The 22823-nt window shown below is 42.2% G+C and carries 20 protein-coding genes and 1 pseudogene; 8 read left to right on the plus strand and 13 right to left on the minus strand.

Features of this window, described 5'->3' with window-relative positions; all coding sequences use genetic code 11:
- Positions 1-3 precede the first annotated feature (3 nt).
- The gene (locus L2W36_RS21930) at positions 4-678 is read right to left on the minus strand and encodes an ABC transporter ATP-binding protein (protein WP_006071725.1); all 675 of its coding nucleotides are present in this window, start codon (positions 676-678) and stop codon (positions 4-6) included.
- Here L2W36_RS21930 and tesA point away from each other — a divergent pair.
- From tesA to L2W36_RS21950, 4 genes are all read left to right on the plus strand, one after another.
- Positions 677-1285 (plus strand): multifunctional acyl-CoA thioesterase I/protease I/lysophospholipase L1, encoded by a 609-nt coding sequence (tesA, locus tag L2W36_RS21935; RefSeq protein ID WP_006071723.1) that lies wholly within the window; start codon positions 677-679, stop codon positions 1283-1285. The genes L2W36_RS21930 and tesA overlap by 2 nt on opposite strands.
- Positions 1286-1422: 137 nt before the next feature.
- On the plus strand, positions 1423-2619 hold the full coding sequence (gene fabV / locus L2W36_RS21940; RefSeq protein WP_006071722.1) for an enoyl-ACP reductase FabV: 1197 nt from the start codon (positions 1423-1425) through the stop codon (positions 2617-2619).
- 184 nt (positions 2620-2803) lie between these two features.
- On the plus strand, positions 2804-4693 hold the full coding sequence (locus L2W36_RS21945) for a putative bifunctional diguanylate cyclase/phosphodiesterase (RefSeq protein WP_236111631.1): 1890 nt from the start codon (positions 2804-2806) through the stop codon (positions 4691-4693).
- Between the two features lie 87 nt (positions 4694-4780).
- Positions 4781-6436, plus strand: coding sequence for an ABC-ATPase domain-containing protein (locus tag L2W36_RS21950; protein WP_006071719.1), 1656 nt, complete (start codon positions 4781-4783; stop codon positions 6434-6436).
- Between the two features lie 36 nt (positions 6437-6472).
- Here the strand turns inward: L2W36_RS21950 and L2W36_RS21955 are convergent, their stop codons facing one another.
- The gene (locus L2W36_RS21955; RefSeq protein WP_107306398.1) at positions 6473-7084 is read right to left on the minus strand and encodes a DNA-J related domain-containing protein; all 612 of its coding nucleotides are present in this window, start codon (positions 7082-7084) and stop codon (positions 6473-6475) included.
- A 101-nt stretch (positions 7085-7185) separates the two neighbouring features.
- Positions 7186-8025: an isopenicillin N synthase family dioxygenase gene (locus L2W36_RS21960; protein ID WP_006071715.1), complete on the minus strand. Its 840-nt coding sequence runs from the start codon at positions 8023-8025 to the stop codon at positions 7186-7188.
- Between the two features lie 199 nt (positions 8026-8224).
- Between L2W36_RS21960 and L2W36_RS21965 the strand changes: the two genes are divergently transcribed.
- The gene (locus L2W36_RS21965; protein WP_038222427.1) at positions 8225-8833 is read left to right on the plus strand and encodes a DUF2238 domain-containing protein; all 609 of its coding nucleotides are present in this window, start codon (positions 8225-8227) and stop codon (positions 8831-8833) included.
- Here L2W36_RS21965 and cutA read toward each other — a convergent pair.
- The 5 genes from cutA to L2W36_RS21990 all read right to left on the minus strand — a co-directional run bounded on the left by cutA (position 8823) and on the right by L2W36_RS21990 (position 11860).
- Positions 8823-9143 carry a divalent-cation tolerance protein CutA gene (cutA, locus tag L2W36_RS21970; protein ID WP_006071711.1) on the minus strand — a complete coding sequence of 107 codons (321 nt, stop codon included), beginning with the start codon at positions 9141-9143 and terminating at the stop codon, positions 8823-8825. The genes L2W36_RS21965 and cutA overlap by 11 nt on opposite strands.
- Positions 9144-9154: 11 nt before the next feature.
- Positions 9155-9406 carry a hypothetical protein gene (locus L2W36_RS21975; protein ID WP_006071709.1) on the minus strand — a complete coding sequence of 84 codons (252 nt, stop codon included), beginning with the start codon at positions 9404-9406 and terminating at the stop codon, positions 9155-9157.
- 4 nt (positions 9407-9410) lie between these two features.
- Positions 9411-11132, minus strand: coding sequence for an SgrR family transcriptional regulator (locus tag L2W36_RS21980; protein WP_236111632.1), 1722 nt, complete (start codon positions 11130-11132; stop codon positions 9411-9413).
- A 63-nt stretch (positions 11133-11195) separates the two neighbouring features.
- On the minus strand, positions 11196-11429 hold the full coding sequence (locus L2W36_RS21985) for a DUF3389 domain-containing protein (protein ID WP_236111633.1): 234 nt from the start codon (positions 11427-11429) through the stop codon (positions 11196-11198).
- The gene (locus L2W36_RS21990; RefSeq protein ID WP_236111634.1) at positions 11426-11860 is read right to left on the minus strand and encodes a hotdog fold thioesterase; all 435 of its coding nucleotides are present in this window, start codon (positions 11858-11860) and stop codon (positions 11426-11428) included. Before L2W36_RS21990 ends, L2W36_RS21985 begins: the two co-directional genes overlap by 4 nt.
- Before the next feature lie 139 nt (positions 11861-11999).
- Here L2W36_RS21990 and L2W36_RS21995 point away from each other — a divergent pair, with 139 nt between their 5' ends.
- Positions 12000-12782 carry a M48 family metallopeptidase gene (locus tag L2W36_RS21995; RefSeq protein ID WP_236111635.1) on the plus strand — a complete coding sequence of 261 codons (783 nt, stop codon included), beginning with the start codon at positions 12000-12002 and terminating at the stop codon, positions 12780-12782.
- Between the two features lie 47 nt (positions 12783-12829).
- Here L2W36_RS21995 and L2W36_RS22000 read toward each other — a convergent pair whose 3' ends face one another.
- The 3 genes from L2W36_RS22000 to L2W36_RS22010 form a co-directional block, all read right to left on the minus strand.
- A complete protein-coding gene (locus tag L2W36_RS22000; protein ID WP_124942147.1) occupies positions 12830-13045 on the minus strand; it encodes a hypothetical protein in 216 nt (71 codons plus the stop codon).
- 496 nt (positions 13046-13541) lie between these two features.
- Positions 13542-14489, minus strand: a complete 948-nt coding sequence (locus L2W36_RS22005) for a hypothetical protein (protein ID WP_236111636.1) — start codon at positions 14487-14489, stop codon at positions 13542-13544.
- A gap of 618 nt (positions 14490-15107) precedes the next feature.
- The gene (locus tag L2W36_RS22010; protein ID WP_236111637.1) at positions 15108-16160 is read right to left on the minus strand and encodes a cysteine synthase A; all 1053 of its coding nucleotides are present in this window, start codon (positions 16158-16160) and stop codon (positions 15108-15110) included.
- A gap of 272 nt (positions 16161-16432) precedes the next feature.
- Here L2W36_RS22010 and L2W36_RS22015 point away from each other — a divergent pair, with 272 nt between their 5' ends.
- Positions 16433-17275, plus strand: a complete 843-nt coding sequence (locus L2W36_RS22015) for a patatin-like phospholipase family protein (RefSeq protein WP_236111638.1) — start codon at positions 16433-16435, stop codon at positions 17273-17275.
- Positions 17276-17467: 192 nt separating this feature from the next.
- Positions 17468-17676, plus strand: a pseudogene (locus L2W36_RS22020) (carboxypeptidase M32); the annotation flags it as partial.
- A 450-nt stretch (positions 17677-18126) separates the two neighbouring features.
- On the opposite strand, the gene L2W36_RS22025 reads toward L2W36_RS22020, so the two are convergent.
- Positions 18127-19242 (minus strand): hypothetical protein, encoded by a 1116-nt coding sequence (locus L2W36_RS22025; RefSeq protein WP_236111639.1) that lies wholly within the window; start codon positions 19240-19242, stop codon positions 18127-18129.
- 85 nt (positions 19243-19327) lie between these two features.
- Complete coding sequence (locus L2W36_RS27460; protein ID WP_236111640.1) at positions 19328-21712, minus strand: DUF4238 domain-containing protein; 2385 nt, start codon at positions 21710-21712, stop codon at positions 19328-19330.
- Positions 21713-22823 lie beyond the last annotated feature (1111 nt).

Below are 22823 nucleotides of genomic sequence, written 5' to 3' on the forward strand. Positions count from 1 at the left end.
CGCTTATTCCTCTTCCAACTTTCCAGCATTCATGTGGAACACGCGATCACAACGTTTTGCTAACGTTAAATCATGGGTAACTAACACTAATGTCGTGCCATGTTCTTTGTTAAGATTAAAAAGTAACTCAACGATCTTATGCGCTGTATTTTGGTCTAAGTTTCCAGTCGGCTCATCGGCGAAAAGGATTTTGGGACTGGTCATGAATGCTCTAGCAATAGCAACACGTTGTTGTTCTCCCCCTGACAATTGCGATGGCAAGTGATCGATACGATGACCAAGACCAACCGACTCTAAAAGTGCTTTAGCTTTCTCAGTATCCTCATCTTCTCCCTTCAACAGGCAAGGTAATGTCACATTACCCAAAGCAGATAGACTCGGAATCAACAAAAAGCTTTGGAAAACGAAACCCAAATGGTCACTGCGTATCTTGGCTCGAGCCTCATCATCAAGACTGGATATGTTTTGTTCGAGCAGCTGAATCGTCCCATTTGAAGGTACATCTAGTCCAGCCAACAAAGTCATCAGGGTTGACTTACCTGCACCCGATGTTCCCACGATTGCGATGCTTTCACCCTCTTGAATAGACAGATTTACATTCTCTAGGATTGTTAAATGCTCCGTTTTCGTAGACACTACTTTGGTCACTGATTCAGCTTTGATTATGGAAGAACTCATGATTCGGCAACTTTCCTATTTCGTTTTAATTGTTATTTCCTTGGCCTCTTTTCATGCAAAAGCGGCAACGTTACTCATTCTCGGGGACAGCTTAAGCGCAGGTTACAACATGCGCGCAGAACAGAGCTGGCCAACGATGTTATCTGACGAGTTATCATCAGGTGATGAACCGATGAAGGTCATCAACGGCAGTGTTTCTGGCGATACTACGAGCAATGGCCTCGCCAAGCTCCCTGGTCTTCTTAAACAACACTCGCCAGATTACGTCCTAATAGAATTAGGTGCTAACGACGGCTTAAGAGGATTCCAGCCTAGCATAATCAAGAACAACTTGGCGTCGTTGATTGAGATGAGTCAACAGGCTGGTTCAAAAGTTCTGCTAATGCAAATTCGTATTCCACCAAACTATGGAAAACGTTATGCGTCGATGTTTGAGGGTATCTATCCTGCCCTTGCCCAAGAGTCTGGAGTACCTTTGTTACCCTTCTTCTTGGAGCAAGTCATTATCAAACCAGAATGGATGATGGAAGACGGATTACACCCAAAACCAGAAGCACAACCTTTCATCGCCCAGTTCGTAGCAGAAAGTATGCAACCCCACCTTTGACTCTCCCATTGAAACTTTTTTAAAGTTTCCTCAATTTGAGGGCATCAGATTCACCTTTTTGATGCCCTAGCTCAATATAATTTACAACACTTTACGTTATTCTGTTCCTTTATCATCGTCTTAGATAGGTTGTATAAATGATAATTGAACCGATTATCAGCGGTGTCGTCGCACGGTCAGCCCACCCAGAGGGCTGTAAAAAGGCGGTCGATAACCAAATTGATTACGTAAAGTCTGCCGATCCGATCAAGAACGGACCTAAACGAGTACTCATTATTGGTGCATCTTCTGGTTTTGGATTAGCAGCGAGAATTGCTCTTACATTTGGTGGAGCTGAGGCAGATACCATTGGTGTTTCCTTCGAGCGAGGGCCTTCTGAGAAAGGCGTCGGGTCTGCCGGATGGTACAACAACATTTACTTCAAGAAACGTGCAGAGCAAGCCGGTAGACGCGCTATTAACATCGTTGGAGACGCATTTTCAACGGACGTAAGAGAACAAGTTATAGAGGCTATTGAGACTTACTTTGAAGGAGAAGTGGATCTGGTTATCTATAGCCTTGCTACTGGAGTAAGACCGAATAGCGAAGGTGGCTTCTGGCGTTCTGCAATTAAACCTATTGGAGAGTCTGTTTCCGGTGCAACTATCAACCTAGAAACTGAACAATGGGAAGACACCACTTTAGAGCCGGCCAACGATGAAGAAATTGAAGGCACTCTCAAAGTCATGGGCGGCGAAGATTGGGAAAGCTGGATTGATACTCTGGTTAATTCTGACTCTGTAGCAGATGGATTCAAAACTATTGCATTCTCGTATATCGGCCCAGCAGTAACACACCCTATTTATTTAGACGGAACTCTTGGCCGAGCGAAAGTAGACTTACACCAAACTAGCCATGCCTTAAACTTGGAATTGTCTAATTTCAATGGCAACGCTTACGCTGCAGTTTGCAAAGCACTGGTCACAAAAGCGAGTGTGTTTATCCCGGGTTTGAGCCCTTACCTACTTGCTTTGTACAAGACCATGAAAGCACAAGGTAAGCACGAAGAGTGTATTGAGCAGATGCAACGTTTGTTTTCAACCAAACTCTACGGCCAAAGCAAAATTCCAGTGGACGGTGAGCGTTTGATTCGAATGGACGATTGGGAACTGGATCCAGATATTCAAAATCAAGTAGGTAAGCTACTCGACCAAATGGACGCAGACAATTTCAAAGCCGTTGGTGATTTTGAAGGTTTCCAGCGAACATTCTTGAATCTGAATGGATTTGCCCTAGATGGGGTCGACTATTCTAAAGAAGTTGATGTAGACAGTCTTTATCGATTAAAACCATAGTTTATTGCATCTTTTAACCACAGTCTCACTTTTGAGACTGTGGTTATTCTTATCCCTCTCTACCTACCTGTAAAGCCTCCGTGCATCGCTCGCCGCTAATAGACTACTTATACTTAAAGAATAGTAAAGTTCGGTTGAATCAATAATCAGTGATCATTACAAACCACAGGATGTGGAACTATCTATGCGTAATTATCAAGCGTTAGAACCTTTAGGCTTTCTTTCTGATTCGGATATTCGAAAGATAAGAGGCGTACTTACATTACACGAAAGTGACCGTATGAATGAACCTGTATGGGGATATTGTACACTGCAAAACCAATCGATAGCTTTACAATACATTGACCATAAGAGCGCAACGTCACTATTTCAAAAGGGAGATGAATCCTCTGCCCCCTTTCGATTCCCTTGTAACCATGAATCAATCGCCAAGTATTTTCAAAAGCTTTTAGACAAACTAAACATGGATCTGTCTCAATATACTGTCGATTATCTCGAAATCTTCAACGCCAGCGACAAGCCGTTAGGTTTGGCGTTTATCATTCATCAATTTGATAAGGATGCAAAAAACACGCTACGCCTACTGGTCGATCAGATTCAATCCATTGCTGCACAAAAAAAACTCTCACAAACGATTTTGGACATGGAATTAAGCTTTAAAACGTCACTTAAAGAACGTGACCACCAGATTGCTTTGCTTGAACAAAATCTTCAAAACCTAAAATCGAAAAATTCCCTTCTAGAAAGGCAGATGCAGTATCAGAAAAATCATGATTCGGCCACTAACATGTTAAACAGACAGGGGTTGGAAAATGCTCTAGAAGCCTCATTCAACAGTCGGGCTATCATTGACGGTAATGCGTATCTTTCTGTCATTTTTATCCAAATCACTAACGGAGAACGAATTCAAGCCAGGATTGGCTGCGATGGCTTTGATACGTTGCTATCGTTATTGGAACAGAAGATTAGCAAAAACACGCCACACATCCATTACTACGCTCGTATTTCAACGACTGAACTTGCATTAACAACCATTGTTCCCTCTTTCGACGAGCACTTTTTACCCAACCTTTGCCGACAACTGTCCGAAGTAGCACGGCAAGGCATGTTTTATCGCGATCAAGAAGTGCATCTACATGTCTTTATGGGTGTAGCAAACTCGTACCATACCGATAACTCTACAGACCTGATCAATAACGCATTTCACGCTGCAGTATCATGTAAAGAATCAGGGGCAACTGTAAGTACATTCACCCAAGCAGACCAAGATGAGCAGAAAGAGTTTAACCAGCTTGAACACTATTTACTTCAGGCCGTGAGAAATGACGATCTTATTCTTTATTTTCAACCAAAGATCGACTTAAAGAATGATAAATGGATAGGTGCGGAGGTACTGCTGCGTTGGAAGCATCCTGTTTTGGGTGACATCTCCAATGAAGCTCTAATTCATATGGCCGAACAAAATGGGCTTATTGTTGAAGTAGGTTATTTCGTGCTAAGGAGCGCGATTGATAAAGCCTCTGAATGGATTGAAATCGCACCTGATTTCACTCTGTCTGTGAACGTATCTGCAAAACAGATCTGTTCAGCCCGTTTTGCTGACAGAGTTCTCGAGATTTTAGAAAACAATGAGTTACCATCAACCAATTTAGAACTAGAACTCACTGAAAGTTGTCTTGTTTCTAACTTCGAAGTGGCTTATCAAAATATAGTTCGCCTTAAGGGACATGGCGTTCGATTTGCTCTTGATGATTTTGGTACTGGGTATGCTTCGTTTAGCTATCTTCGAAAACTTCCATTCGATTGCATAAAAATAGACAAAGAATTCCTCTCTAACATACTTCACAATGCTCAGGATAAAGCGATACTTCGTTCAATAATCAATATAGCTAAAAAGCTAAACAAGCAAGTCGTCGTCGAAGGTGTAGAAACATCAGAGCAACACCGATTCGTAGCAACCGAGAGTTGCGACGTCGCACAAGGATATTACTACGCTAAACCAATGCCTAGAGATATATTTGAGGCCCATCTCGAAAAACAGTACCCGCCGCCCAAGCAATTCATAATCCGATAAGCTTTTATTTTACAGCATAGTGCTTTACCCGCAGCTGTGAGGCTCCTATAATCCCGCACCAACCTTAAGAAATTCGAGACATTCGACATGGATCTATTAATCGCCAAACTAAAAAAAATCGAGAAGCAAAATTATCGTGCTTACCAGCAAATCAAAGGTAGTTACGATTTCTCTGACTTTGATTTTCATATAGATCATGTTCAATCTGACCCTTACGCAGCGGCATCTCGCGTACGAGCATTCAGACAATGGGCACCAAGCGGTCTTGAATGGTTAAAAGATCAGTCACCAGCTTATCAAATTGCCGCGCGAGACTATATTGCTCGCCAATTTGCTGCTTTTGCAAAGCAAGAGAACAATGTCTCCATTTCATTAACTGGTCAAACGGTGATGGACTCAACAGCCGTTATTTTTACCGACGAAGGGATTGAGCTTCGTTTTCGCGTTAACTTGCCTGCGGAAGGTCGCAGCATCTTAGCGAAGAAAGCCATTAATATGCTGACGTTCCATCTACCAAAATATATTCGTAAAGCGACATTAGAGCGCGAATTAAACATTCAAGAACTTAAGAAGCACTGCGAAGCAGTAGAAGATCAGGTAGCACTACGAGAGCAGCTTGCTGCGAATAACTTAATTGCCTTCGTTGCCAATGGAAGTGTATTACCTCGAATCGCAGGTAACTGTGATTTACCAATGAAAGACGCCATTCCATTCACGTCACCAGAATCACTCGAAGTAACGTTACATCGTCCCAATCAAGGTTATATCAAAGGCATGGGTATCACCAAAGGTGTCACATTAATTGTTGGTGGCGGCTTCCATGGTAAATCGACTTTGCTTAACGCACTTGAACGCTCCATTTACGATCATATCCCTGGTGATGGTCGCGAAGGGATCGTCACCGATGCAGATTCATGCAAAATTAAAGCGGAAGACGGACGCTCAATTCACAATTTAAACTTGAGTAATTACATTAATCATCTGCCGTTTGGTAAACAAACCTCTGATTTCAGTACCCAAGATGCTTCTGGTTCTACGTCTCAAGCAGCATGGCTACAAGAATCCATTGAAGCAGGTGCCAGCGCTATCATGATTGATGAAGATACCTCAGCGACGAACTTCATGATTCGTGATGAGCGTATGCAAGCACTAGTATCTAAAGGTGATGAGCCTATTACACCATTTGTTGACCGTGTTGGGCAGTTAAGAGATGAGCTAGACATTTCAACTATCATTGTTATGGGTGGTTCTGGCGACTACCTAGATGTTGCGGATACTGTGATTCAAATGCATGACTATCAGGCAATTGATGTCACAGAGAAAGCACAACAAGTCATCGCGCTTCATCCAACTGAGAGGCAGAATGAATGTGAGAAACCTCTGGAACTGATTCCACCTCGTCATGTTGATTGCGCACACCTACAGCAGCTATTGATCGATGGAAAATTCCGAGTATCTGGCAAAGGCGCAAACAGTTTACGATTTGGAAAAGAGTTTATTGATGTCCAAGCACTGGAGCAGCTTGAATCAAATTCTGAGCTCAATGCTATTGGTTGGCTATTGTTCCAACTAGCACAACAGCCTGGTTGGTCAACACATCCACCAAAAGCGCTATCCGAACTGCTTCAAGGTGATTGGAGTGCGACTATGCCAAATTCAGGTGATCTTGCAAAGCCAAGATTGGTTGATACGCTAGCGACCTTAAACCGCCTCAGAGGCGCGAAAATGCGTCAGCCGCGTTAATTGGGTTATGCCAAATGTAGTGAGTCATCAGACTCACTACTCCTTCAATAGTGACCACGCTTCGCAGTAACGTCTAAACTTCTCCGCATCCCCACCTTCACGATCCGGATGCCACTTAAGGGCGAGTTTACGCCACGCTTGTCTTATCTCTCTTTGTGTTGCCCACTCATTTAATTCGAAACACTTAAGCGCAACACTTCGTGACATTGTCACAGATGAAACACCAACAAAATGTTTATACCGTTGCCAAAAGTCCTCTAACAAACGTTTGACCTCTCCTGTATCAGCCTCATAGTGTGACCAATCAAGATAATATTCTCTCAATGGGTTATTTTTATCTATGGCGTGCTCCCCAGAACGGTAAGAGAAAAGTTGAATGTTCATAGCTTCGACTTGCAACCACTTCTCGGGTATCAGTAACTCTTGTAGCTGATACAGAGCATTCATTAGTAAGAAGTTCCGTTTAAAAAGATCTTTTTCTGGAGATTCATCCAATGAAGGTATCAAGCCTGCGTCGGCGAGTTGAGAAGCTAAGGTGTGAATTTTCAAACCATCCACATTGTTCTTAATTAAATGTAATACCGACCAAAGCAAAGGGTTATCTGCTTGTCGATGAGATTTGACTTCGCATTCTGTAGATCCTGTCAATCATCCTCTCCTATTACACTGTGCTTTCATTTAGAGATTAGCACTTCCATCCCTTGAGTACACAAAAAAGGCCAGCATAAAGCTGACCTTGATTCTATTCGTTAGATAACACCTAACTCTCTCAATCGTTCCATTAGATAGCTATCAGCTGTGTATTTATCTGACAGTACAACCTCGGGATTTGGGTGCAAGAATAGTGGTAATGAAATACGAGACTTCTCTTGCTTCTCACCAGTTGGATTGATAACACGGTGAGTTGTCGAAGGGAAGTATCCACCACTTGCTTCTTGCAGCATATCACCGATGTTGATGATTAAGTTTCCAAAGTCACATGGAACATCCAGCCACTCATCATCCTTTGTCATGACTTGAAGGCCCGGTTCATTCGCCGCAGGCAAAACCGTCAGTAGGTTAATATCTTCATGGGCAGCAGCACGAATCGCGCCCGGCTCTTCGTTACCGGTCATTGGTGGATAATGCAGTACACGTAGTAATGTCTTTTCGCTGTTCTTGATCATCTCAGACAGTTCAATCGAAAACTTGTCACTTACTTCTTTCGGAGCATACTCTTCTACCCAGCCAAGAAGCTCAGCAGCGAATTCATTCGCTCTTCGATAGTAATCCAAAATTTGCTCTTTGAGCTCTTCTGGGATCTGTCCCCAAGGATAGACATGAAAGTACTCTTTAATGTCCTTAACTGAGTGCCCTTTAGCAACTTCAGACACACTAGGTGGGAAATAACCGTCTTGGGTCTCTACATTAAAGTGAAACTCATTCTTCCTTTCTGTGCTAAAGAACGCGTGCCAGTTCAGATAAATCGATTCTACAAGTTCTTGAGGAATTGGATGGTTTTTAAGAACCCCAAATCCCGTTTCTCTTAATGAACGTACAAACTGCTCCGCTGCATCTGGTGCTAAATAATCAACCGTTTCTAATTTCATGACTTTGCTTTCTTGTCGTTATGATTTGACGCAGATGTTAGAAAAAAGTTGGCGTTTTTTCAAAGAATCTATTGTATAGCTGTGTAAACGCTTGCGTGTTTTGTGCTATTCGTCACCAAAAACGGTTACAACTTAATTGAACGGTGTTTTATTAAAGTTATACTACGCTTACAAAAAAAGATATTAGATAGCGAATATTATGAATTACAGAACCTCGAGGCGTTACTGCCCTATTCTCACCTTTCTTACCGGTTTATATTGTCTCGTTTTTGTCTTTTCAGCGATTGCGCCAAGCTCGCGAGCAGTATGGGTGGCAGAGATTGTTCCCGCAGTGGCCATCTTATTACTCATTTGGCTAGTATCTGCTAAATTCCAGTTTTCCAAACCCGCTTACGTTTTGATGTTCATCTGGCTTGCCCTTCACACTATAGGGGCGAAGTACACGTTCGCCGAAGTCCCTTTTGATTGGTTCAATCAGTTAATTGGCTCTGAGCGGAACAACTTTGATAGAGTTGCCCACTTTTCCATTGGCCTTTACGCCTTTCCTATTGCGGAATATGTCTATCGCAATAAAGTAATGAGCAAAATTCCAGCGATCATGTTTGCGTTATTCGCCATAATGAGTCTAGCGGCAGCTTATGAAATCATAGAATGGTGGTACGCTGCCATTGCTGGCGGAGATGAGGGGATCGCCTTTTTGGGCTCACAAGGCGACATTTGGGATGCGCAAAAGGACATGCTATGTGACACGCTAGGTGCTATCACGGCATTGACACTTTTTGCTCTAAAGACGCCAGCTAAGGCTTAACATTTTGTTTTAACCAATTGAGGTAAGGTCTAAATCCTGCCTCAATGGGTAAGGCAACAATCTGTGGGACTTCATACTCGTGGTTGGCAATAATAGTTCGTTCTAGACGTGAGTAGGCCTCATTAGTCGATTTGATGATCAACAACACTTCTTTATCATGACAGACTTTCCCTTCCCATACATAGTGGCTACCGATGTTTTGCGTCTGAATGCATGCTGCGAGACGACTCTCCAATAATACCTTAATTAAGTCATCAGCTTGTCTTTCATTTGATACGGTAGTAAGTACCGTTATGGCATTGGATTTCATCAACTATTTCCCTATTTCATACGAACTTTTCCACCAACCATTTTGATTGCTGGCGTACCACGAATTAATGTATCTCTACCGAAAACACTCGCGCACTGAGGACAAACACCGAGCTCCTCCGTGAAATCTTCGGCAATCCGTTCCTTAAAACACTTGACCAGCGCGCCCTTTCCACCTTTACGATATCGAAATAGCTTAGCGCCGCATTTGGAACAGAAAATGTCGACGGTCTTCACTGGACCTTTTTTATTAGGTTTTGCCATTGTACTAACTGTTTATCTCAAGGTCGTCTGGTTTGACCCACACTTTACTGAAGTCAAACCAACCTAGCGCATTGCATTTGGCATTTTGCAAACTACCACAATGGTCTTTGCTGATACCCAGCCAACAATGAAACATAGGAATGATTTGATAACTTTGAATCAGCTTTTTACCCAATTCTTGAGCTGGGAACTTTTCATTCGCTTTTCCACGCCAATCTTCGACGATCTTAGACCATTGGTAAAAGTCTTCAGGCTTAGACATATGTTCGATATCACTGTGGCCGAGTAACCAGCCTGCTAATGCTTCCTCGCGTTTGCTAGCAATACCCATAGGGCGAATCCATATGTCGATATCATCGAATTCCGGAGAATCTAAACCATAGCGCACCAGCTTAGTTCGAATTCCATCTTGTTTTAGTAATTCTTCAATGCCCTTTGCAATCTCTGGGAACGTTGGATGCTCTGCGTAATAGGCAATTCTAATTTCTTTATCTGCGATATGTTCATACTCGGCCTTCTGCAGCTCTTGTATCTCAGAAGTCGGATGATGATACCAGCCTGGCTTAAGCCCATGCGCGGGAATCATTCCAAGTTCTTCAATGGTCTTTTCCGGTAGCTTACGGAAAATCGCTAACGAATTAATTTTTTTGCTCAGATAACGAGCCCACTGATCGTCCTTAGCAATGCCAGAGACGCGATTTAACAACAAATAGGTGCAGCCAGGGTCGAGTTCGATGTCGTCTTGAACTTCAGAGCGGGCTCCGGCAATCGGATCCGCCAATGTAGGGAAAACCAATGTAGAATGCGTTTCGTCTATAACCCATACTTCCACCGTATCCAACAAGGGACGATAACCAAAGTAGCCATCGAACGCGGATAAAATTAGTCTCTTATCATTATTGGTCGTCACACAATAAGGGCCAGTACCAATAGGATATCGATCGAAGTCATCACCTCGCATATTTTCAGGCGGCAATACCTTGGCCATATTCTCGGCAAAAAGCATCGGAGCTTGAAAATCGGGTTGTGTAAAGTAGACATCAATGACCCATGCTGATGGCGAGATCACTTTGTCCAAATGCTTATAAAGGTTAGCGCCTTTTAACGTTTCAATACTTTGAATTATGTGGTCAATTTTGAGCAGTTCACCGTTATGGAAGCGAATACCAGGTCGTATGTAGAAACGCCATTGCGTTTCAGAGATCTGTTGCCAATGGTGAGCAATATCCGGTTGTAGGACATCATTCTCGTCAAATTTAGTTAACCCACTGAATACTTGGCGTGCTATATGAATTTCAGAACGGCGCATTGGCTTAGTTGGATTAAGCATCGACAACGCGCGGTAGTATGGAAGTCGGATGACTTGTTTACCGTCTGATTGAGTTACCCCTAAGTAGCTTTGAATAACATTAGATAATCGACTTGCGTCTTTGTCGAGCACATTTAATGCATGACCAATACGCCCCTCTTCCAAGTAACGCCTTGCCAGCGTTTCGCTCACATCATTTCGATTCTGTTTGAAGATAAGTTGAGAGAGCTTTCCTCGACCTGCTGCTGGGTGCCATTCAATCCACCCTTCTTCTTCAAGTTTGTTAAGCACGATACGGGCATTTCGCCTAGTACAGAACAAAATACCAGTCACATCTTCTAGTTGTGTTTCAGCATCTTGACCTGAAAAGTGCTCAAATAAAATCTCAAATTGCTTTCTTAGGCGGGGACTGCTCATAAAGAGGAAATACCATTCGTTGACTTGGAAATAAGTTTCCTCTTTATTAGCTTATTTGGCAAGTTACAGTGTCAAAATCGCTATGCCAGTCTCATCGGAAATAGCACGAAGTTGTTCCTCACTGTCTAATTTGACGGACCATTTACACTCCGCACCATTAGCGGAAATAACGCATGCTGGAATGATAAGTTGTAACGCATCTACTTGGGCTTGCAAAGTTACATTGCTCACCGCTAGCCGCACTACCATTTCATGTGGCGTAACAATCACCTTACCTTGAGAAAAATCGACGATCATCGGCTAGCCTTTTTATTCTTTTTCACCGCAATCGTTAAGCGGCTTGTACACACTAACCTCTGCTTCTCATCGGTAATATCGATTTGCCAAACTTGAGTTGAAACACCAAGGTGTATAGGCCGTGCTGTGCCTATTACGAAGCCAGAACGCATCGCTCGCACATGGTTAGCGTTGATGTCTAATCCGACACAGTAATGGTCATTATCAACACAATAGTTCGCAGCAAGCGATCCTAAAGTCTCTGCTAACACGACAGATGCACCGCCATGAAGCATCCCCAACGGCTGATGCGTGATGCTACTTACAGGCATCGTCGCACTTAACGTGTTATCGGTGAACGCAGTATACTCAATTTGTAGGTGCTCAATTAGCGTGTTCTTAGAAGTGCGATTTAACGCCTCTAATGAGATATTCTTCTTCCAAATACTCATCGATAAATCCTATACTTAGGTGAACTAATTATAAGAATGATGCCTGTCGTTAACACGAATGGCAAATATCAAAATGTAGGTAACGCGTTTCCCCTTATTCCAACTTAGGGGGCGGATAACATTTAAGGGAGCCTCACATATGAAGACTTGGACAAAGGTTTGCTGCTTAGCAGCGATCACTACTGCAATTGCAGCATGTTCATCGTCTCCAACCGGACGGAATCAACTGATTCTGTTCTCAGACGCGCAAATGAGTCAATTAGGTGCTCAATCTTTTGAGCAAATGAAGAACGAACAAAAAGTAAGCACTGATAAGGAAGTGAATGCTTATGTTCAATGTGTGGCAAAAACCATCACAGACCACGTACCACCCCAGCCTGAATTCAGCGAATGGGAAGTGGTCGTATTCGATTCCGATCAAGTTAATGCCTTCGCACTACCAGGTGGTAAAATCGGGGTCTATACAGGGCTATTGAATGTAGCAGTGACTCCAGACCAACTCGCTACAGTTATAGGCCACGAAGTGGCTCACGTTTTGGCTGACCACAGTAACGAACGCTTATCACAATCACAACTAGCCAATACGGGACTTCAAATTACAAATACCGCACTTGGCGGCTCTCAGTATCGCGATGTCACAATGGCCGCTTTAGGTGTTGGGGTTCAATATGGAGTGATATTACCTTACGGTCGAACTCAAGAGTCAGAAGCGGATATTGTTGGGTTAGAATTAATGGCGAAAAGCGGATTTGATCCCAATCAGAGTGTCGAGTTATGGAAGAACATGGCAAAAGCATCTGGAGGGAGTCAACCACCAGAACTTCTGTCCACTCACCCATCTCACGATACTCGTATTTCAGACTTAAGAGCAAAAGCGGCGACGTTACCGAATTACGATACGATTAAACCTAGCTGTAAATAGTTCAGTTACGCCACTTCTAAGTAAAAGATACTTCGGAGGTGGCTTGATTAACCATGCACCTTTAGAATGCCGCCTAATCTCTCTATGACGACCGGGTCATCCCTTACGTTATCAAACCAAGCATCAGTCGCTGTCGCTAAAGCAAGACAAATGGTGTCGATAGGGATTGCCATTTGTTCCTTAATGCTGCTCTCATCCAGCGTGCGATATGCTTCAGGAGTGACGAATCTATATTTCTTGACCATCTTTAGAGACTTACTCATCTCTAGGCTACTACCTGTCTCATGAAAGAAAGCACATCTGAGCGCATATAACTCCTCTCCACGGAGCTGCAAGATGGTACGAGTTTGTTTATTAGTTTTTTCCGCTAACTGCGAAGAAACCCATATTTGATACCACTTTTGATACCTCGCCCTAGGTTGCTTCTGAGGGTTTTCTAGCCTGCCACATATATCGGGCAACGTGAGTGCAGTTAATAAGGCAGCATACCAATCTTCTCTTTTTAGTGATTTCCTCACTGAGTCGGTAAAATGTTTCATCTTGAGCCTTTAACATAGGATATAAAATAAGCACAAAGCGTTATTTTTTTGTCACTGACATTTTTTTGACAGTTATGAATCAAGTGCCATATTTATGATTTTAGTTTATAAAATGCAGTAGTTGAGCACAAACGTGCTCAACACATTGGGTTATAATCAATAGATCTATAAAAGTTATTTAGTATAACTAACCAAAACCATAAAATAGTATTATCCAATATTAAAATGGATAATATAAGTCATTTTCTGGACCTAACTCTTCAATTGAAGACTGTGACTTTTTATCGTAGACAGCCTTTACAATCACTTTTGAGTTATATGAATTTCTAAACAAGACCTCTTTGCCTTCACCCACTTTTTTACCATTAATGTAGTATGTAGCTTCTTTATTTGAGGACAGTTTAATGTCTTTGGTACTTATTCCAAGTTCTTTATTTATCTCTTTTATAGTAAGTAAAGAAAAAGGTTGTGTATACGTGATTGCAACGCTATAAGACAATGTACCATTAATGTTTAGGTTAGCATCTTCAACTTTTGTTGCATGAACCCTGTACTCACCAACCGTTGACTTCATGGCCTGGCTAACAATGTTTGCTTTATTTTTATTAAAACAATCACTTAAGGTCATTGAACTTGAGCAAATAACCTTTCCATCAAAGAAGACTTTTTTCTCCTTATCAGCATCGTGCTTGAGCCTCGTCTCAATGTCTTTTTTTAGTTTGGCAAGTTCTAGCTCTTTGCTCTTTTCTATGGCTTGCTTTTCGTCTTCATTATTTTTTATCTTCTTAACAAGCTGAGCTTCCTTATTAGTATCACTATTTAACTTAGCAACACTTTCATTATAAATAGCAATATTATTTTGCAGTCGATTAATAAGATACTCGTTAATTTCTTTTTTTTCACTCGTAAGATTCACTAACGAATTATATGTGGACTCTATATCTTCTTGCTTGTTACCAATTTCATTAATCACTGCATCATTATTATATCGCAGTATATCAACTTCATCGTAAAACTGTTTGAGTTTTATATTGACACTTTGGGTATCGAATTTTGTATAGATCTCTTTCTTCTTAGCCAACTCCTCTGGCGACAGTTGCAGTTGAGCAAATGAAACAGAAGGGAGCAAAACAGAGAGAAGCAATACTGGCTTTGTTATGTTCTTCATAATATTTGACGTTAATTGTTAGTTTACTTAGTTTCAATCATATCTTTGGCGATAGATAGAAACAAGCAAACGCTAACATTGTTCTGACATTTATTTCAAAGGTGAGATCATGGGCATATTTTATTCAGGTGATAAATAAGAATCATGAATGTTAATTGTCTACATCTTTAAATCTACAATAAACGAAAGCCTAAGGAACAATCTGAATCATCGTGGTTTCAGTTCACAAATGAGTTGATACGACTCCATCGCAACTCTCTTTCGTCTTTCTAAGATTCTCATCTCACTAAGACGATCCAACCTTTTACACAAGTTAATTACTAGGTACATCAAAGCGCAGGGAGACACGCAACATGCTCTTAATCGTTGCTTTGGGAGTGGTAGTAGTACTTCTCCATTTGTACGTTTTCGTGATATTGGTAAACACTCTACCTTCATTTCGGTCCAAGACACCGATAACCTGAGTGATTTAGCGTATCACGCAGAGATGCAATCGGAAGTTGTTAGCTTTTTAGCCACCGGAAGTAGTGCAATTTCTGACGCTAATTCAGTGTTAGAATAGAAGTTAATTAAGAGATATAAAGCGAGTCGTAGACTCGCTTTTTTCATTTTAATACATCAAGAGACATCAACAACTCTGCTATCATCATCAGCTTGGTAACGTGCCCATATCTCCTCAAGAGTTTCAGTATTGAGACTTATCCCTCTCTCTTTTAGAAAATCCTCGTTGTACAACTTTGAGTAGGAACGATCCGCCAGGTCACAGCTAAAAGTAACAATTGTTTTTCCTTTGCCCATTCTCGCAGCAGTGTACAGCGCTCCCGCAACGTTCAGTGAAGAACTGCTGCCAAGAACAATACCGTCATGTTCCGCTACCAAACGAGAGATAGCTACTAAATCCTGATCAGGCAAAGTGATTGCGTGGTTGATTTTCGCCTGCCTGAAGTTATCTACCGTTCTCATAATGCCTATCCCTTCGGTAAACGAACTCCCTGTAGATTGGTATTCTCCGTTTTGCAGAAAAGAATGAATACCTGAGCCATCAGGGTCGACCAGCCACGTTTTCAGATTTGCCTGTTGCTGCGAGAGGTAGTGAGAGTTTCCGGCAATTGTACCACCTGTCCCTACTACAGACACTAGTGCGTCTATATTGCCTTCGGTTTGTCGCCAGATTTCGGGGCCCGTGTTTAAATAGTGCGCTCGGTAATTGCTTAGGTTCTCAAACTGATCAGCCCACCAGTAATCTTCATGCTCCTCACCTATCCTCTTGGCAGTGTGGTAAAAGTGTTCAGGGTTTGCAAATGGGCAAGGGTCGACTAGCAACAGTTCTGCGCCATAGAGGGAAATCATTCGTTCTTTTTCTTTCGCCTGCCCTTTTGGCATCACGACCAACATCTTGTAACCAAGTGCCTTAGCTACTAGTGCGAGCCCGATGCCGGTATTTCCTGCGGTCCCTTCTACTATAGTCATACCGGGTTTTAGTTTTCCCGCGTCAATGGCATCGGTCACCAACTGAAGCGCGGCTCTATCTTTTATTGAACCACCAGGGTTCTGTTGTTCGCACTTGAGAAGGATGTTACAACCTGATATCTCTGAAAGGCTATTAATTCTGACCAGATCGGTGTCACCGATGAGTTCACTGACATTGTTTGCAATAGAGGCAATTGACATAATGGCTCCACTTATCTATCTGATTTATTTAGCGTGTATCTTCATTGTTAATTATCATAAGCGTAGTTAGGTGGATTGCTTAGTCAAGATAAGTGCAAAGGAAGATGGTATTTATAAAGCGCTTTCGTATAGAGAAGCTCGACGGAGTTTGGTATTTTATCTTAAACCAATTACACATCAGACCACTCGTACATTCAGTGTTTAACGCCGTAATAGCAAGGTCAACGGGTCAAATGGAAACGCCTGTAAAACTCTAAAGGAATCAATTTTTCATGTTACAGAAAACGAAACATGCCTTAGTCGTCGAAGGCGGCGCTATGCGAGGTATCTTTGCCGCTGGGGTTTTAGATGGCTTTATCGACCATAATTATAATCCTTTTGATTTTTGTATTGGAGTTTCTGCAGGGGCGACTAATATAGCCTCGTGGTTATCCAATCAACGAGGACGAACCTACACCATCATTGCTGACTACTCGTGTCGTCCAGAATTTATTAACTTCCATAACTTTGCTAAGGGTGGTCACTGGCTAGATCTCGACTGGTTATGGGATCATATCGCGATACATTATCCCTATGATATGCAAGCATTTAACGAGCAGCCTATTCCTTTCCATATTGTTACAACCGACATTAACACAGGAGCTCCTGTATACACATTAGGATCACAAAGTAATTTAGAAATGATTCTAAAGGCATCATGCTCAGTGCCTGTCGCCTACCGAACGCCTATAGATATCGATGGAAGAAAGATGATTGATGGAGGAGTTGGTGATTCAATTCCCGTGATTGAGGCGTACAAAAGAGGCGCTAAGGTCATCACAGTGGTTCTGTCGCAAAAGCAAGGCTATGTCAAACGACCACCTAAAGCACCTTGGCTACTGCGTCGATTTATGAAAAACACTCCTCTACTGGCAGAAGCTATGATCAACCGCGCAGATCAATATAACCAAACGATGGCGTTTATTAACAACCCTCCACCCGACTGCAATATTCACGTTATTACTCCCGAAGATAGTTTTTCTGTGGGACGGCTAACAACGAATAAAGACAAGCTTGAAGCGGGATATCAGATGGGGTTAAGAGCAGCAGACAAAGCGGTACAGCAAGATACATAAAGTGTGTTGTCTTTGCGCTCACCATTTTACGAATAGCTAGAACTAAAAAAGCGAGCACTAGGCTCGCTTTGAACTATTCATTTTCTATTCTGGTTACAGCAGTTCTACCGACTGCTGTGCAATCACAAACTCTTCATTAGTTGGCAATGTATAAGTACAGCTCATGCACATTCATTTTTGTAAACAATCTAAGCGGCTCAGTTCATGGCTACTATACGTAAAACAATAGATGTGACTCAACCATCGCAAGCGGTGACTTAACCCGTATCTTCAATTGGTTGTCAGATAACATCTGGAGCAAAGGCAGCTTGCTGACGACTGATGAATTAGTCAAACAAGCGACAGGCGAAACTCTAAATCCCGCGCATTTTAAAGATCATCTTCGCAATCGCTACTTATGATTGTGACCAAACAGCAGCCCGCCTGGGCTGCTTGGATTAGATATGACAGAAGAAGAAAAGCTTGAGCTCGTTAAGTCTCGTTTTGAAAATATTGACGACGATGATCTGATGGATGGGGACGAGTTCTTTGATTCACTTGATGACATTGAAGAATAAGCTGGCCCCTTCCTGCGAAGCGGGCCAACTTCAAAAATCTAAAGCTCGCTAATCCTCGCACTTGCACCTCCACAAGGGAATCATGACCAGATTACATAGTACTTTGTATTCATAGTCAACTTGTTGTATACCACAATAGACATGAGCTGGCTCCACCAGCTAGCTCGAAGTTGGACAGAAATGAACCAGGTAATTTGCTAATTTAGCAACTCATGAATTACTAGATGTATGTATGGAAAGTCGTTTACATGATTGCTTAGTATTAACTGAACTGAACACTCATTTCTAAGCCCCCTAGTTCTCAAGCTCATATTCTTTAACCATCTCTTCAACAACTCTTGTTATATAACCATTCATGATAAGTTGATCTCGTAGCGGCTCATAGTAGAACTCTTCCGATAACTCATCTATAGAGACAATGACTGCTTCTGAAGGCGGGTTTGCTATAAACATAGTTTTGGTAGGTTCTGGTAATTCATCACAAAAGATAGTGCATTGAATTTTCACAGGCTTATCAGTTTTAAACAATACGCACTCATCAGCTTCCAAGGTCGTTTGAGCTTGAAGGCGTTTTACGTTCCATTTTATGTAGTAGTTTTTAGCGTCAGATGACACCCTCAAATCCGGTATAGATACATCTTGGTAGCCACGAAGACTATGGATCTGAAATCTATCGTTATAATCTTCTTCAGCTTTAGGATCTTTAGGAATACTACTTTCAGGAACTTTGATTGATAAACCTTTATGGCGCGGAATCGTTAGCTCAATAGAGACTCCGTTTGCCAAACTACGGCTGTCATTGCACAAGGTTAAGTACAGGAGCTCTGCACCAGCCCACTCTCTAAGCACGTTTGCTCGCTCTCTGTATAATCCTTTATTCAGTTGTTTGCCAAAGTGAGTGCTTTGTATGAGTTGCATAGTTCGAAAGACAGAAGTGTTACCTAAGATCGACTCATCGAGCGTGGGCTCTTCTTGATCTGGAATACTAGCGCTATCAGGAAGAGAAACTAACTTACCACGTATAGTAAATTCTGAATCTAACTCTTCCTTGTCGCCGTTCAGTAGCAAGCAATTTAGAACTGGATACGTCGGCAACGCTGCTTTTTTGCTATCAAAGAAATCTTTACCAAGAGTTACAGCTAGGTGATACATCATACCAACAAGGACAAGTAAAACACCTACTGTGGTATCACTAGAAGCATTCAGTACAGAGCGAAGAATCTCGGACTTACCTATGTACTCTTCAAAAAGTGCCACCACGACAGCATGAAGAAAGTTTATCTGTGATTCGATTATCAGACCTATCCCAGTAAGAACAACAGCTTTAGCTATAGTGTTGTAAGCCTTGGGTCTGATTAAATCTAAAATACGCTCGGCTATATCTAGCCAACGATTTAATTTCTCGTGCATTGAATTCCCATAAAACCATACTCATATTTATGAATACAAATAACCTCAGAAAGAGTAATTATTCACTTATTGTTAGACTACCAGCTCACAATATTAGTTGTTCTGGAAGACCTATGCCGTAAATCGATCTGACTCGGTGATCATATCTCTGACAACTAGATCTCGCTAGTAATCGTTGGACATGGGTATCATAGAAACCTCCATCCGGACTTAGTATCTTTAAGGTATCGATTCTCAACGGCTCTGTAACCTGTCCAAGTCGCCCCATAAATTCAAAAGCCTGACCAGACAATCGAGCTGCATTTCGATTATCATCCAAGACCATACGATCAGCCGTTTTCAGAAGATTTCTGGCTGTTGCGAAATGGCCTTGAGATTTCCGGAACGTTTCTAGGAACTGTTCGTCAATGGGTAACGAACCTAATTGTTCGAAAGCTTCGCCCCATGGATAGGTAACTATTCCCTGATTCCGGTGCTGTGCTGATGTCAACTCTTGCCATCTCGAACCACTATCCGTAACCAATACAGATCCAGTGACCTGAGCCATTAGAAGTGCCATCTCATAGTTCGGTCCCATTCGGGTTTGAATAAGCTGACCACCTTCGCCAGCATTCATTTTCTGCAACATCACCAGCGGTGAAGCTTCAGCTTTGCGTTCTAATTCTGAAATGGTCTGCGTTGCGGTTTCCTCATCTAACCCAAATTCGCTTATTAGAGTCTGGATTTTCGCCTCTCTTGGCATCATTGCGATTGAGTTCAGCAAATCCTCGGTCGCCATGCGGAAATGTAATCGACGATCCTGCTCACAAAGGACGTCTTCTGCTTGACCTCTATCTCTCGCCATTTCCATCATGGCTCTCATTAGCTCTATATCAAATTCGCTTGGATCAGGAACGAGGTTAACCAAGCCAAGCCCAATAAACGGCTCTATTTGCAACATGAACAGAAAGTCCTTTAGAGCCTGATATTTGTATTTGCTTGGTGATTCAGTCGGACGAAACTCTGGCCTGACATTGTTCGGATTGGTTATAGGCGTCTCAATCAAAAACTCATCAAATACGGATGCCATCGGTAACGCATTTACACCAATAGTTCGTACATCTAATGAGCCTGTATAAAGTCCACGGAATTTCCCATCTGACTTGGGAAGCAATGAGTAAATATCAGTTTCACGAGGCCACAGTATTGAATAGAAGCCATAAATTTCTGATATTTGATCGTCAGATAGCTCACGCCTGACATCCAGCCACGTTTTGCCGCTATTTAGACCAAGTACATCACGAATGCAGTTGCAAAATGCTAGGTTTCGCTCACGGATACTAGCGACATCCCAAGTTGTGCGCAGATCGCCCGGAACATTAAGGCAGCAACTCTTGTACTTTCGACCGCTGCCACAACCACAAAGGTCATTTCGGCCTATTTGAGCTTCGTCGATATTCTTATTCAGATATTCGTTTTGAGGTGTAGTCCTGCCAAACGCATCCTGATAGTGAACTGAACCATCCTCGAATTGGGCAAACATTTCTCCGCCATACCTATGTAGTTCGCCAGATGGTGGTAACAGAACGTGTCGCAAGTCTGCCCAATCACAAGCCACATCATTTTCTGGGTATAGCCACTCTTCTTTGCCAGCAGCTACCGATGCTTTAGCTCTACTTTTGATGATGTGGTTAATCTGAGTGACTTCATTCGCATTCAGCTTACGAGTGTTGATAAATTCAATTGTATTAACCATACTGCTACGCATACGAGTTGCGTTGGTTCGCTGGTCAAGCGGATTGACATTATCAGTGTCCTGAGCATATTCGAGATTCGTCAAAATCAGACAGCGATTCTTGTCCAATGGAAATATCGTCTGCGATCCCTTTAACGCGATATCAGGGTCATTAGGATAACCACAAAGTTCAGACTCAGGTGGACAGGCATAGTTGTATACAGTTACTGGATGGTCTGACACAATAAACTTTATGTCAGAATCTTCAGCTGACACTAGCTCTCTGACACCTTCAGCCCATAGTGTGCAGTGGATAGTTCGCAACGACTGCATCTCAACCATGAGCTGCAATTGAGTTAGCTCAGGGTACTTACTCTTAATCCAGTCTAGGCCTTTAGGCGTTCGTAACTTCTGAGCGTCAAGGTAGGTAAATAAGTCCTGAAAATTGTGATGCCATTGGGATTGATCATCAGTTATAAACGCTCGAACAGCCTTAGAGCCATTATCGTCAATTGGACCAAATAGTTTTTGCTCAATCTCGTCATTGACTTCAGCACCAAAGAATGTCGAATATAGGTCTCTTTCATAGAAGCGTTGGGCAGACGTATGCCATTTTTTGGAGTAGACCGTCTTAAACTCACCATTTTTTAAGTCTATTTCTCGGCGTGTTAGATGACAGAGCTGATTTTCTCGCTCATCCATAAAGCCTTTCTGATGCCATTGTGGCACGTAGTGGTTGTCTCTAGTCGTTGTCACTTTATGCTACCCTACCAAAATCAACTTCATGCATATGGGTAGCGTATCTCAACACGTTGTTTTTCGGAAGTGGGAAAGTAGTTTAGTTGCTCGTGGCCGTCACATTAGTTTATTTGGGTTTAATACGACTTGTTTTCTTTATTACGACACCCAAGCTAGCTCGTTTTGGGGCAAAACCTTCTTAGAACAATCACTGAAACTAGTGTGATCACTGAAACTAGAAAAATATGGATCATGTTAGTTTTCGGAGAGTCGCTCAGTGAGGAGGCCGCTTATTCAGGTGCAGATTATAAAAATTAAAAGGTGATATCGAAAAATTTCTCGTTATACCTACCCATGATTGCGAGTGCTTAAGGAAAGTCCAGCCATTTCAATGATCGGACTACATTGTAAATATCTTAATTTTCTAGTAACTCTAATACTTTTGAACCAGTAACTAGCAATGTGTCATTCGTTGATTGCTGCGCATCAATGCTAAATACAATACTGTTCGATGATTAAGATTTGATCGCAACACCATCCAAACCTTGCGTTAGCAGCGACCATGGATTTAGCATAGCAGTTCTTAAAAATGTCTATATACTGGCGGATTTATGACGGGTTCCCTCAGAGCCCAGCGTCTCTAGTGAGTAATTGCATAAAAGGAACAAACGCAAACCCCAAAAGACAAACTCGCCTCCGTTACGGCGAAGCCGTGCCAAAATCAAAAAACCAATGACGGTCATCTAAATTATTTTTAAAACCTCGCAAGATAGGTCTGTATCAATCGAGAATGATCGCACTACCACTTTGCGACCATTTCCAAATTCACTCTCACCGCTTGCGATAGTTTCATTGATTTCCCCCCAGAATTCATACCTGACAAAAATTAATTTCACATTATATATTCGCACTCACCTATTGCGACCAATTATTAAGAAAGTGCATTTCCATTCACTAATCATGAATACTGGAGAAAGTAGGTAATTTGGGTTAAAAGTATTAACCAATTACGACAACTTGCACTATTGGGAGGCTTTGTTGCGTAATTCGATGGAACTAAATCAGGAAGTTACGATCTGATCGGCTACGTCAGTTAATCATCGTAGCCTTATGCCGAAACCTCATTACA

This window comes from Vibrio sp. McD22-P3, assembly GCF_021568915.1.
GTDB lineage: Bacteria > Pseudomonadota > Gammaproteobacteria > Enterobacterales > Vibrionaceae > Vibrio > Vibrio mediterranei.